The organism is Paenibacillus sp. V4I3, from assembly GCF_030817215.1.
Lineage (GTDB): Bacteria > Bacillota > Bacilli > Paenibacillales > NBRC-103111 > Paenibacillus_E.
The window spans coordinates 1,205,718-1,219,019 of the sequence record NZ_JAUSZA010000001.1 but is presented as its reverse complement, the minus strand read 5'-3'; the positions used below and the strand labels follow the sequence as shown (position 1 = coordinate 1,219,019).

At 47.4% G+C, this 13,302-nt stretch carries 13 protein-coding genes; 5 read left to right on the top strand and 8 right to left on the bottom strand.

Annotation, left to right across the window (positions count from 1 at the left end; genetic code table 11):
• Window positions 1–127: 127 nt before the first annotated feature.
• From QFZ77_RS05725 to QFZ77_RS05700, 6 genes are all read right to left on the bottom strand, one after another.
• Window positions 128–1,114, bottom strand: a complete 987-nt coding sequence (locus QFZ77_RS05725) for a Gfo/Idh/MocA family protein (protein WP_307437323.1) — start codon at window positions 1,112–1,114, stop codon at window positions 128–130.
• A gap of 610 nt (window positions 1,115–1,724) precedes the next feature.
• Window positions 1,725–3,542: an ABC transporter ATP-binding protein gene (locus QFZ77_RS05720; protein ID WP_307437320.1), complete on the bottom strand. Its 1,818-nt coding sequence runs from the start codon at window positions 3,540–3,542 to the stop codon at window positions 1,725–1,727.
• Window positions 3,543–3,675: 133 nt separating this feature from the next.
• Entirely contained in the window at window positions 3,676–4,608 is a 933-nt protein-coding gene (locus QFZ77_RS05715; RefSeq protein WP_307437318.1) for an NAD-dependent epimerase/dehydratase family protein, read from the bottom strand.
• 79 nt (window positions 4,609–4,687) lie between these two features.
• Window positions 4,688–5,557 (bottom strand): MerR family transcriptional regulator, encoded by an 870-nt coding sequence (locus QFZ77_RS05710; protein WP_307437315.1) that lies wholly within the window; start codon window positions 5,555–5,557, stop codon window positions 4,688–4,690.
• Window positions 5,558–5,564: 7 nt separating this feature from the next.
• Window positions 5,565–5,960 (bottom strand): VOC family protein, encoded by a 396-nt coding sequence (locus QFZ77_RS05705; RefSeq protein WP_307437312.1) that lies wholly within the window; start codon window positions 5,958–5,960, stop codon window positions 5,565–5,567.
• Between the two features lie 57 nt (window positions 5,961–6,017).
• Window positions 6,018–6,200 carry a diguanylate cyclase domain-containing protein gene (locus tag QFZ77_RS05700; protein WP_307449278.1) on the bottom strand — a complete coding sequence of 61 codons (183 nt, stop codon included), beginning with the start codon at window positions 6,198–6,200 and terminating at the stop codon, window positions 6,018–6,020.
• Between the two features lie 383 nt (window positions 6,201–6,583).
• Between QFZ77_RS05700 and QFZ77_RS05695 the strand changes: the two genes are divergently transcribed.
• The 4 genes from QFZ77_RS05695 to QFZ77_RS05680 all read left to right on the top strand — a co-directional run bounded on the left by QFZ77_RS05695 (window position 6,584) and on the right by QFZ77_RS05680 (window position 9,021).
• On the top strand, window positions 6,584–7,747 hold the full coding sequence (locus QFZ77_RS05695) for an iron-containing alcohol dehydrogenase (protein ID WP_307437310.1): 1,164 nt from the start codon (window positions 6,584–6,586) through the stop codon (window positions 7,745–7,747).
• A gap of 135 nt (window positions 7,748–7,882) precedes the next feature.
• A complete protein-coding gene (locus tag QFZ77_RS05690) occupies window positions 7,883–8,266 on the top strand; it encodes a VOC family protein (RefSeq protein ID WP_307437305.1) in 384 nt (127 codons plus the stop codon).
• A gap of 97 nt (window positions 8,267–8,363) precedes the next feature.
• Window positions 8,364–8,675 carry a hypothetical protein gene (locus tag QFZ77_RS05685; RefSeq protein WP_307437301.1) on the top strand — a complete coding sequence of 104 codons (312 nt, stop codon included), beginning with the start codon at window positions 8,364–8,366 and terminating at the stop codon, window positions 8,673–8,675.
• Window positions 8,659–9,021, top strand: a complete 363-nt coding sequence (locus QFZ77_RS05680) for a hypothetical protein (protein WP_307437296.1) — start codon at window positions 8,659–8,661, stop codon at window positions 9,019–9,021. Before QFZ77_RS05685 ends, QFZ77_RS05680 begins: the two co-directional genes overlap by 17 nt.
• Window positions 9,022–9,036: 15 nt before the next feature.
• On the opposite strand, the gene QFZ77_RS05675 is transcribed toward QFZ77_RS05680, so the two are convergent.
• Complete coding sequence (locus QFZ77_RS05675; protein ID WP_307437293.1) at window positions 9,037–9,411, bottom strand: VOC family protein; 375 nt, start codon at window positions 9,409–9,411, stop codon at window positions 9,037–9,039.
• A gap of 341 nt (window positions 9,412–9,752) precedes the next feature.
• Entirely contained in the window at window positions 9,753–12,110 is a 2,358-nt protein-coding gene (locus tag QFZ77_RS05670; protein WP_307437289.1) for an ATP-dependent DNA helicase, read from the bottom strand.
• Between the two features lie 148 nt (window positions 12,111–12,258).
• On the opposite strand from QFZ77_RS05670, the gene QFZ77_RS05665 reads away from it, so the two are divergent.
• On the top strand, window positions 12,259–13,293 hold the full coding sequence (locus QFZ77_RS05665; RefSeq protein ID WP_307437286.1) for a potassium channel family protein: 1,035 nt from the start codon (window positions 12,259–12,261) through the stop codon (window positions 13,291–13,293).
• The last annotated feature ends 9 nt before the right edge of the window (window positions 13,294–13,302 follow it).

Genomic DNA, 13,302 nt, shown 5'->3' with positions numbered 1-13,302 from the left:
ACAAAGTTTGAGGATATGAAATACCCAAGACTCCATATTAATTAACCATAGTTTAAAGGGCTCTTGGGTTTCCGTCAATTGTTTTATCCGCATTTATATGTTTCTGTAAACATTTGGAGAAGATTGCTCAGGACTGCTGTTGAAGATAAAAGTCACGAAGCAATTCATCCATCACCCGATTTGTTCGCGCCGCAGTCCGACCAGTACTAGGGCTTTTACCAATACCCCGCAGCTCGTCAACCACGGATTGAATAAGAGGCTGTTGCACATGAGCCGGATACGGAATGGCATACTCCTCGACCTGACCATCTGCCATCTCCAAGCGAATATCATCACTAAACGTTGAAAAGGCAATTTTACCAAGACTCCCAGTAATTTCAGTTACGTCGCTGCGCTTGAATGCATTGAAACTCCAAATCCCAGCACCCATAACACCTGACTCAAATGCATAGGTCGTTGTTACGATATCTTCAACTTGATACTGCCCCAACTGATTTCTGGCAAAACCTTTCACTTCGCCGATTGGGCCAAGTAAATAATCAAGAACATCCAGCGTATGACTCGCCAAATCAACGAACAAACCGCCTCCGGAAAGCTCCGGCCGTATCCGCCACGGCTGCTCCTGTCCATCATCTTCCCTCATGGTTTGGAGAAAAGTCGTCTGCACAAATCGGACCTCACCAATGATACCGCTGTCAAGCAATCTTTTGATCTCAACAAATTTCGGCAAGCCTCTGCGATAGTAGGCCACGAATAAAGGTACCTTTGCTTCTTCGCAAGCAGCTATCATTTCCAAACATTCCGCATGATTCCTCGCCATCGGCTTTTCCACATAGACAGGCTTCCCCGCCTGTGCGGCTAGCAGGGCATATTCCCGATGAAAACCTGGAGGTGTCGCAACATAGATCGCATTGACATTCGGATCATTGACCAGCGCTTTAGCATCATCGTACCATGCAGCAACTCCGTGCCTTTTGGCATAATCTTCAGCTAGCGCTCCATTTCTTCGCATCACAGCGACAAGCTCTGAACCCTCCGCCTTCTGTAAGGCAGGCCCGCTCTTGACCTCAGTCACATCCCCACAACCAATAATCCCCCATCGTACCTTATCCATCTATCCAAGCCTCCCAACAGGTCCAGTGATACATGATTTTATCATACATATTCGACATGAGATCGCCTCCTCCTTGTTCCATAATCATGTATGCTCATTAGAGGCCGCCGCATGAATAACTCCTTACTCTCAACGTTTGATGTTGTAGAAAGTGCAACAATTCCTGCCTACATCCCGCCTCACTCACTTCAATGTTATAAAATCTACAACAATTGCGACCCCAAACAGGCGTTTTCTCCTCAAATGGGTCTGAATTCTTGTTGTACAAACTGCAATATCAGCTTGCAAAATAGCTATTAAGGGTGGGAATTGTTGCAGAAAATACAACACTTGGGTGGGTTCAATCGGGCAAATTAGTGAAATGTTGCATTTCGCGCAGGTCTATTGGTTATCCAAAAATGGCAAAAAAAAGGCCGCTCATTCGGCAAACTGTGTGTACCCCTACAAACATCCGAAACGAGGCGACCTCATGGAAATTCTACTATGTTTTCAAATATTCTACTCCACCATATCGAGTATATGTGCTGCTTAAATTTTGCTCGATCAGGAAATTTCATTGTTCATCCAAGTGCTAAGTTATCTTTTGCCGAATACTACGGGTCATCCTATTTTAGGAATGAACCTCAGTAGACACTGTTTCCAACTGCGTGTGATCTGAAGACGTCTGCTCTTGCAGCTGCAGCTGCAGCTGCTGCGTAGCAAACTCGCGGTACATCTCATGGGACTCCAGCAATTGTTGGTGTGTACCACTGCCCGTCACGACGCCTTTGTCCAGAAAGATAATTTGGTCGGCATCTACCACCGTCGATAAGCGATGCGCAATCACTAGTGTTGTACGTCCCTGCATCAAATTTTGCAGCGCTTGCTGCACAACGACCTCCGATTTACTGTCCAGACTCGATGTCGCTTCGTCCAGCATCAGTATCTTCGGATCCCGCAGCAGGGCTCGCGCAATGGCGATCCGCTGCCGTTGTCCACCTGACAGCTTGATGCCACGTTCACCGACCTCGGTCTCGTACTTCTGCGGCAGTTCCTCGATAAAGTCATCGGCATACGCCATCCGTGAAGCCCGCTTCAGCTCCTCCAGCGTCACTTCATGCTGCAGGCCGTAACAGATATTGTCTCGAATCGTACCTGCAATCAGCGGACTCTCCTGCGATACATAGCCAATCTGACTCCTCCATGAGATGAGCGAGAATTGATCAATTCGGTCAGCCCCCAACGCGACTGAACCTTTTTGCGGCGTATAAAATCTTTCCAAAAGAGAGAACATCGTCGTCTTCCCGCTGCCGCTCGGTCCTACAATCGCCGTTACCTTGCCCGCTTCCATAGTGAAGCTGACATTTTTCAGAACAGAGTCCCCTTCTTTATAGCTGAAAGATACCTGTTCGAAGTGAATCGACTGCGAAGCATTCGTGACAGGTACTCCGGCATGCGGATTCTCTTCTTCATAATCGAGTACCTTGAGGATCGTATCGGTTGCCCCCATCGCCTTCTGTACCTGATTGAAAAACTGCGTAATTTGCGTAATCGGCGCAACAATTTGGAACAAATACAGCATGAAAGCAACGAGCTGACCAGCTGAAATGGCCCCAGAGGCAACTTGCATGCCGCCATACCCGAAAAGCACGACAAACAGCATTAGCATGACAAAGGTGACAAGCGGCGCCATTAATGCTTGAATCCGACCCTCTTTAAGCCCGAATTTGAAAAGCCTTTGAATCCCTGCAGCCCCTTCTTTATACTCAACAGGCTCGGCATTCGCTGCCTTCACTAAGCGCATTTCCGATAGCACTCGATTCAGTACGGAGGTGAAGCCAGCTGTCTCGGCTTGCATGCCCTTGGATATTTTAAACATTTGCCGCCCTAGCGGAAAAAGAATGACGAAGGCTATCGGGAATACACTGAACATGATGAGCGTCATTTTCCAATCCATAAACAGGAGCACCACAATAGATCCAATGATCGAGATGATCCCCGTGACGAAACCCGCCATATGCTCGGCAATGAGTCCCTTAATGACAGCTGTATCATTTGTCATTCGAGAAATCGTATCTCCCGTCTGATGGTTATCATAGTATCTAACCGGCAGCACGAGCAGCTTCTTCCACAAACGATCCCGAATGCCTGCCACAACGCGCTGTCCCGCAAAGTTCAGTAAGTACACCGAAATCCCGGAAGCTACTGCCGATGCAACAAAAGCGATTGCCATACCGCCAATCTGTGCCCAATTCAGGGAACTAATCGAGAAGCTATCAACGACATTCTTCGTAAACAGCGGGATCACCAATCCCACCAATGTTGAAATAATACTTAACCCTAATGCTATGCTTAATACGAGCTTTGGCGGGTTAGCTTGTGCGAGCAAACGAGCGAATCCGCGCCAGTTGCTCTTAACCTTAGGCTCTTCTTTCCTTGTAGCTGCCATCTATCTCTACTCCTTTACCAATTGGATGTTCATCCGTTTCTCTGGTATGATCCCTTACTTAGGTATCATACACTTCTATTTTAAACGGAATGTAAACAAGATCCCATCGGCCCTCAGGCGGAGAAGCAGCCTCCTATTTCTTTAAACTTTCGCGATAGTACGCCACTGTCTCGGTAAGCGCAGTCCGCAGTGGCGTAGGTCCCGCCTCTCCGCCAAAACGCTGTACAAACTTCCTGCTATCCACGACGAAAGGCTGCTCAAATTGATACAGCATCTCGATAACCTCCTTGGCCGCCGGTATGAATAGACCTCCCAGACGGAGCATCCCACGGCCCATCGTGCCAATGCGCGGAGAGTGCCCTGCAACCTCGTAGGCAAGTTCCGCGAATCGCCGAGCGCTTACGGTATCTGCATTGGGGACGTGCCATACCTGACCGAAGGCATCCTCATGCTCACTTAAGGTCACGAGGGCTCGACCGAAGTCGTCTATATACGTAAATGTATGCGGCGCATCTGGATTCCCAAGCAGTGAAATCGACTTTCCAGCCGCCACTGGTGTGAAAAAACGCGCGCCAACGTACGAGTTTCCTACCTGAGGTCCAAAGAAATCAGCCCCTCTGCCGATAGTAACTCTCACCGTCCCTTTTTGGTGCAAATCCAACAGATCACGAGCAACTTCAGCCCTTACTTTGCCTTTACGCGTGGAAGCCTTATAGGCTAGCCCTTCATCGATCGATCCTATAACTTCACCGTACATATAGAGGTTATCCCCCATGATTAGGTTCGCCTTATGATAAGCAGATGCTTTCGTAATATTACTCATCAGTTTCTGAAACAACCCATCCCACTTATGATATGGAGGCTGAGCGCATTGAAAAACGTTCTTTGCCCCTTTTAGCGCAGTTAGTGCACCGCTTTCACTCATCAGATCTGCTTGCATCACCTCAACACCATCAGGCACATTTACCTTGCCCGAGGAGTTAACCATTCTGACTTTCTTCCCTCTCCTCAAAAGCTCCTTCATGACGGCCCTGCCCAGCGGACCCGCTCCCAATATGACTTCCATGCTGCATCCTCCCAAATGGTTTTCGCCAGATTGACTGGCTGGCTTCTTCTTATGAAAATAACAATAAACCCTATAGCAGCTATAGGGTCAATACGCTTTTCACAGGAATTTGAAGATCAACAATAAAGTCATCTGTATTCATCATATGGGTAAAATCAATCAAATACCGCTCCAGCACAGGACCATTTTCTACATAGCCGTTCAGGCTCATCCAATCCCTTAAACGCTGGAACAGCGATTTGCACGTATCTTCATTAGGAAAACCAGCGTATACCGCGGATATGTAATCCCCGCCTGGCAGCCACCGGGTAAAGGCAGGTTCGGGCTTACTTGGCAGCAGAGGCACACAGATCTCAATATCGGAGTCTCCCCTGTCAAACGTCAGTAGATCTTCATGGTAGATGGTCATAATGTGTCCATCCATCGTCAATCCGTTCTCTTTGATCCGGTCCATCAGCGCCATGAAGCGCATAACTGAAGCCTCCATTCCGCACTCGTCACGTTTGCGTTCGAAAGCGACGAAGCGATCCGGATATGTCTTCAATTCTACCACGACTTGCGTATGCTCGAATTCGTTGCGAAGCTGCCGCTGGGCGTCCAAATGCCGCAGCCTTTGGTCAATCGTGCCGACGACAGTCTCCAGTGTGCGGATCGTTTCTTCCGCTTCCGCCTTTTTCCCACGCATCAGTTCTGGGATACCGTCTATGTTTTTGCTTTTGAGAATCTGACCGATCTGCTCTAATGTGAACTGCATACCCTGCAGATCCTGAACGATTTTAATCGCTAGAATATCTTGACTGGCGTAGTACCGATAACCATTCTGCCCATCCACACGATGCGGCTTTACAAGCCCAATTTTGTCATAGAAATGGAGGGTCTGGATCGAGGTCTGGCATATTTTCGCCGTTTGTCCAACAGTATATCCCTGCCTATTTGGCATAGTTTTCATAAGATGATTACGATTCAGTTGCTATCTGCCAGATCACACCGAAAGGATCCTCCAGACGACCGAACATCGTCCCCCAGAACATGTGTTCGAAAGGCATTTTCACAACGCCACCCTCGGATAGTCCATCAAATATACGGCGCGCTTCTTCTTCGCTCTTAAATTCCAGCGTCAAATCCAGACCTTGGCCTCTATCCACGGTATCCTTACCTGAATCAGCCATGAAGAAGCGAAGGCCCAGGGCCTGCAGCTCTAGATGCATGACGCGATTTTTGATTGATTCATCCGCATCCGGCATATCCGCGAAAGTACGCAGACTAACCAATTCCCCGCCTAGTGCCTTCACGTAAAAGTCAGCTTGTTTTCTTGCATCACTGCTGTAAATGTATGGAGTTAACGTTGCCATGCTGCTTCCCTCCTAATTAGTAATCGTTGGATACAGACCGATCATACCATCTCTTGCCTAGGGAAGTGAATAGGATCCCCATACTAAGCGGTCTCTACCTTGCTCCTTCGCTTCATACAAAAGCGCATCCGCTGCAGCCACTAGCTCTGTCACCTTTTGCTCCTTGTCACGAACCGTTGCTCCGAAGCTCATGGTAATATGGAACTTATCCTCGTCAGTACCGAACTCAAGCGCGCGCAGCTTTTCTCAGAATTGATAATTCTAGTCACAAGCACGCTGCATCACTTCCCTGATATGGGTTTGTTCACATTTAAATTATATGGAAATAATGGGAAGTCCTGCCTCGTTCAATTAATATACAACTTTTCTTGCTGAGCGCCGTCTATTACTCATCTTATTATCATTTCCCGATTGAAGGAAGAGCTTATTTTTTTCATCATTTTGTTACGCAGGATGGGACTATCTACTGGTTGGGAGATCGGCCTTTCACGCGCCAGGAAACCAAGGCCGGGGCTGTCGTCATTCCTTAGCAGAGGCCAAATTTTGTTTTTCACTGTTTCTTCTATACAATGAAAGGGTAAGAACATTCTACCTACAGACAGACTCACTGAGGAGGTAATTCGATGAATAATTTTACATTTCATAATCCAACCACACTGCATTTCGGTCAGGGACAACTGGAGAAATTAACAGCTGAGGTACCTAAATATGGCAAGAACGTGCTGCTCGTCTATGGCGGCGGGAGCATTAAGCAGAATGGCATTTATACGAACGTTGTTCATCTGCTGAAAGGCTTGGATGCAAATATCTTCGAACTGAGCGGTGTAGAGCCTAACCCGAGACTAACAACTGTTCATCGGGGTGTGGAAATGTGCCGCAACCAGAACATTGATCTCATTCTTGCTGTCGGCGGTGGCAGCGTCATCGACTGCGCCAAAGCTATTGCTGTAGGAGCGAAGTACACGGGTGACTTCTGGGATATCGTTACACGGAAGGCTTCTGCAACGGGTGCGCTGCCCTTGGGAACTGTCCTCACAATCGCAGCAACGGGCTCAGAAATGAACTCCGGTTCTGTTATTACGAACTGGGAGACGAAAGAGAAACTCGGTTGGGGCAGTCCGTTCTCATTCCCTAAATTTTCGATTCTAGATCCAGCCCACTCGACTTCCTTGCCTGAAAATCAGACCGTATATGGCATGGTTGATATCATGTCTCACGTGTTTGAACAGTACTTCCATCATACGTCTAACACACCATTGCAGGATGGCTTCTGTGAAACAATCCTTCGCACAGTGATCGATACGGCTCCCCGCTTGCTGCGAGATCTTGATGATCTGGAAGAACGTGCAACGATTCTATATAGCGGTACAATGGCGCTTAACGGAGTCCTAAGCATGGGCGTTCGCGGCGATTGGGCGACCCATAATCTCGAGCATGCCGTTTCAGCCGTTCACGATATTCCGCACGGAGGCGGCCTAGCAATCCTCTTTCCGAACTGGATGACCTACACACTCGATGCAAACGTGGCACGGTTCAAACAGTTCGCACAGAACGTCTTTGATATTGATGCGATTGACAAATCGGATCGCCAAGTTGCGGAGGAAGGCATCGCGGCTCTTCGTGAATTCTTCGCCTCCATTGGCGCGCCAAGTCGACTATCCGATTACGACATCGACGACTCGACAATTGAGCTCATGGCCGATAAAGCCATGGTTTACGGGGATTTTGGCAACTTTAAGAAGCTGACTCGCGAAGATGTTGTGAACATTTATCGGATGTCATTATGAAATTAGGAGTGAGCTGACATTATTGTCAGTTCACTCTTTTTTATTTCTGGGGGAAAAGCTGCAAATCATTTACAGACAGGATTTCATATGAAATACTTAAAGGGAAATTACCCCTTTTATGGAGGTTGAGTTGATATGAGCGAGGTTCGTGCGTCAAGTCCGATTAAGAATCGAATTAGCAACGTCTTTATTCCCGTTCGGAATATTGAGAATGCACGTGATTGGTACTGTAAGTTACTTGGTGTAGCTCCTGACGGGGATATCTTGTTCGGACACCTCTACGCTCTTCCTATGGATGGAACTTCCCTTGTGCTTGATCAAATGCCCATGTGGGGCGGCAACGAGCCTGGCGGCCCTCCAACTTATCAAACACCTGCTTTTATGTTTCAAACCGAGAATATTCAAGCTTCTTATGAATTTATGAAAAATAACGAGGTGGAGCTTGTTACGGAAATCCAAAATGAACAATGGTTCGCTTTTCGGGATCCGGACGGTAACCTGCTTATGGTTTGTAAATAACAGTTGAGGAAGTGTCGTACATTGTGCTGCACTTCTTCTTTATTTTCGCCTCCATCAGCTTCTGAATACTTAAAGCGACGAGGATCATACTATATCCATGACAAAACTTACTTTTACAGCCGATCAATTGGTCAGTTCCACCACGGCTTCCAAGAAATTTGGCGAGCTGCGTAAGAAGGCGAAGGATCTACCACAATTCATAACAGATAACGGTATCGTCGACACCGTATTGGTTGGATACCCTTACTTTGAGCAAATGTTTGAACGACTGACTCAGCTAGAACAACAAGAGGAAGAGCGAATACTGAATGAACGAATAGATCGAATCACGCAAGATCCAGCCTCTATTTTGATTTGGAAAGAAATCCGCAAAGAACCACACGAAGGAGCGATTGGCTATTCGTTTTGATGCAGGAGCAGCTCAGGAGTATTGGCAGTTGGATATTTCCGTATTAGATGAAGTCAATCAAGCAATCGATGAATTGAGTTACCGAGCGAATGAAGTTGGCGAAGAGCTCAGCCATTATTCCGATCCTAAATGCGCATGTTGCAAAGAAATTACCCTAAAAGAAGCTGGTATCCGAATAGTTTTTAGGATAACTAACGATGTCGTAGAAATTCTGCGTGTGGTCCCTGCTTCTAAAATAATGACATCCGAGGCCCCAAATTATACGGCCTTAGACCATTTTCCAGGCAACCATCGAAATGAATTCATTTTAGCTATCCAAAAATGGAAACAGGAATATGAGCATTAAAGCTGCGTATTCTTGTTAAAGCCATTCAATAAATTCAAGGCGATTGCCGAATGGGTCATTCAAATAGAATCGTTTTACTCCCTCGTCGTCTCTTGCATCATCTGGAATGGTTTGTATGTTAAGATTCACCAAATATCTCTGCAACTCGTCTAATTGGCTTACCTGAAATGCTGGATGAGCTTTTGTAGCAGGAACAAAATCCTTTTGAACCCCGATGTGAACCTGATGAATACCGCATTGAAACCAAACACCGCCGCGTTTTCTTAAGTTTTCAGGTTTCGGGATTTCTGTCCAGCCTAGTAATTTTGCGAAAAAATTTCTCGCCTCATCTTCACGGCCTTCAGGAGCCGCTAATTGAATATGGTCAATCCCATAAAATGAAAAGTTCATACATAACCCTCCAAGATAAATTCCACGTGGTGAAACGTGGTTTCATTTTAACTTTAATTTTATCAATAACTACCTATAAATTCCACCGTTTATTTGTGCATGAATGAGTGTAAAAGTTTATAGTTATGTCAGATATCTCATTTTCATTGGAAATATCCAATAGATTTTCTATTCATGCTGTGGAAATTGTAATTTCATTGGAATTATCCAATGGAAAGGCATTGATTTTCCAATTTCAGTGATTTACTTCCTGTTGCAACGAAAGGCGAAAATCCCTCTAGGGTTCTTCGCCTTTTTTTGGTGCCTCGCTTTAAAAGTTACAGTGCTAAACATGACATACACTACTGACGCTGAGCCTGCAGCACTGTGTAATCGCGCCACTCTTCTGGCAGTAGACGTTGATATAGCGGCTGCAGGTAGCGGTCGTCGATCAACAGTAGAACGCCGCGATCCGTTTCAGAGCGGATCAAGCGCCCGCCGGCCTGCTGCACTTTGTTCATGCCTGGGAACACATAGGCATACTCGTAGCCGTTTTTGCCGGTACTGTCCATGTACGTCTTGATAAGATTTCGTTCCGGTCCTAGCTGCGGCAAACCGACTCCGACGACAGCCACGCCTGTTAGTCGGTCTCCTACTAGATCAATGCCCTCCGAGAAAATACCGCCCATCACAGCAAAGCCTATAAGTGTCTTATCCGTTCCCGCTTGAAACTCCGCCAGAAAGTTCTCCCGCTCCTCCTCCGACATTTTCGTCTGTTGTACGAGAACTCGGAGCTTCCTTTCCGGTTGCTCTGAATGCAGGACCTCCTGCTCACCTACGAGGTCAGTGAAAGCCTCATATACGCTGCTCATATAGGCATACGAAGGGAAAAACACCAAATAATTACCCGAACGCTTCGCCATCCGTTCATACAGCGAGCGGGCAATCGGCTCACGACTGCGCTCGCGATCCTGGTAGCGAGTTGATAGAGGCTGAACGAAGACATCCAGCTTCTCTTTGGAAAAAGGGGACGGCACCGTCACGGAATAGTCGTCCTCCCCAGCCCCTAGTGTGTCCATGAAGTAGGACAGCGGCGAAAGGGTCGCCGAGAAGAACACATGCGACCGATACCCCTTGCCCATCTGTCGAAGCAAGTGGGAGGGATCGAGGCAGAATAGCTTCACGCTGACCTCGTTCCTATCACATGCCATGAACGTCACATACCGTTCATCGTACAGCTTCGCAATGCGCACAAAATTCTGTGCGCCGAAGTAAGCCTCCAGCAGCAGCGGGGCTGTAGGGGGTGTGGGCGTTGTGGCGCCTGCCCCGGCCAACTCTTTTTCCGCTGCTGCAATAAACACGTCCAGCAGCCCGATTAACAGCTCCGGCAGCTCCGGCTCCACCTGCATCTGGCGATCCCCGATCTGCTTACGCATCGCAATAAAGTACTGATTAATAGCCTTGGCCGCATCATGCAGCTCAGCTCGAACGCCCTTGAACTCGCGCTGCAGCGTAAGGAAATCCGATTTATTTAAAACGCTGGAATACATCTCGCGCGCACGATCCACTAAATTATGAGCCTCATCTACAAGGAGCGAGGTTTGCCGCTTCTGTTCCTCAAACAGCCTTTTCAAATTCACACGAGGGTCGAAAATATAATTATAATCGCAAATGACAGCATCTGCTGCATAAGCGACATCGAGTGAAAACTCAAAAGGACACACCCGATGCTTGCGCACATACGATTCTATAACTGAACGCGTCATAATGGTCTCTTGTTTCAAGAGATCGAGCACGGCTTCATTAATCCGGTCATAATAGCCGTCGGCGAACTCACAATGCTCTTTCGAGCACCGCACTTCCTCCTTAAAACACACTTTCTCCTTCGCCGTGATCGTGACGACTTGCAGTTGAAGTCCCCGAGCCTGCAGAAGCGAATATGCTTCTTCTGCTGCGGTGCGGGTAGTTGTTCTCGCCGTCAAATAAAAGATCCGCTGCAGCAGTCCCTCACCAATCGCTTTGACCGATGGGAACAGGGTCGACATGGTCTTACCGATGCCTGTTGGCGCCTTGGCGAACAGCTTGCGCCCTTCGTTTATCGTTTTGTACACTGCACCGGCCAACTTACGCTGCCCTTCACGATAATTGGGGAACGGGAAAGACAGCTCCTTGATGCTCTGATTCCTGCGCTGTTCATGCGCATTTCTCGCCTGTGCATATGGATAATACCGCTCCACTACGTCAAACATGAACTGCTCAAGCTCGTCCGATGACACTTCCACAACAAATCGCCGAGTCTCTTCCGTATCAACCTGCACATACGTGAGTTGAATTCGCATACGGCTTAGCCCTCGATCCTTGGCCACCATATAGGCATAGCATTTCGCTTGTGCCCAGTGAACCGGATAGGAATCCTCCTCGATCTGCCCAATATCGGAGGAGGTTGATTTGATTTCGTCCACGGTAACCATCTCGCCATCCGCATCCATCAGAAGCCCGTCACAGCGCCCATCAATGACAAATAAAAGATCCTCAAAGGGGATCTCTGCCGAAACATAAACCTCATGCTGGTCCGACTCGCCGTATTGCTTCTGCACTTTTTGGTGCGCTTTGGTCCCTTCCGTCAGCGCCCGACTTGTCCGAAAACCTGACTCAATACTGCCGCTGCGATACACATATTCCACCAAGGAACGCACGGAAATGTTGACGTTAGGGGTCATATCTATTTTTCTCCGTCCTAGAACATTTGTTCCTTATTGTAGCATGCACCAGTACTAAATAGCTACCTTTCTCACTATAAATGGAAGTATGTTGCAAACAATTTCAATCAATTACTTTTTGCCATTTAGACTTAAGAAAGGACCCTATATGTTCTATTTCAGCAAGTTCTTTCTCAAACTGCTGCGGATGAATAACAAGTTTATTTTCGTCGTAGCCATTGTGTTTATCGTCCTATCTTCCGTGAGCGCTTACCTATTGGAAAAAGACACCTTTGGCAGCCTCTTCAATGGCTTATGGTGGGTCATGACAACAGTCACGACAACCGGCTATGGGGATTACGCACCGAAAACCGTTGCAGGCAAATGCCTCGGCATGTTTCTCTACATTTTCGGAATAGGTCTGATCTCCGTTACTATCAGTAAAGTCATCGATTCATTATTCGTATATAGACAGCGAAAGGAAGAGGGCAAATTGAGATATCAGGGCGAACAGCATTTTGTGATCGTAGACTGGAGCAAAAACGCCGAGTTGGCGATTCAAGAAATTCTAAACACGGACTCTGAAACGGAGATCGTTCTCATTGATACACTGGAGAAGACACCTATCGTTCATAATCGCGTCCATTATATCCAAGGAAGTCCTACCCTCGTTGAAACGTTGGAAAATGCCAATATGAAAAAGGCACGTTCTGTGTTCATCTTTGCTAATGAAACAACGGAAGACCAGGCCATGCTTCGCGACCCCTCCTTTGTCGACGGCAAAACACTGCTCGTTGCCACGACCATTGAGCGGAATTACCGCAACGTGCACTCCATTGTGGAAATTAAAAACCGCGAAAATATGCAAAACTTCCTGCATGTCAACGTGAACGAGTTCATCCTCGGCTCTGAGACGATTTCGCAGCTTGCCGTTCGCTCTGCCTTTTCACCGGGCTCTTCCCGCATCGTGTCACAGCTTTTAACTAGACAATCGGGTGATAATCTTCATGTTCTTGGCAAAAAAAAATCGTGGAGCACCTACCGTGACGCTTTCGAGCAGCTGCTCCAAGAAGGTGCGACACTGATCTCCGATGGCGATCAATTGAACATCAACCGCAAGCTGGATCAGCTCATTCCTGAAGATGCGCGGCTGTTCGTCATCTGTGATATCGATACATATCAGCGTATCTCTTCAAACACATAAAACGGACAA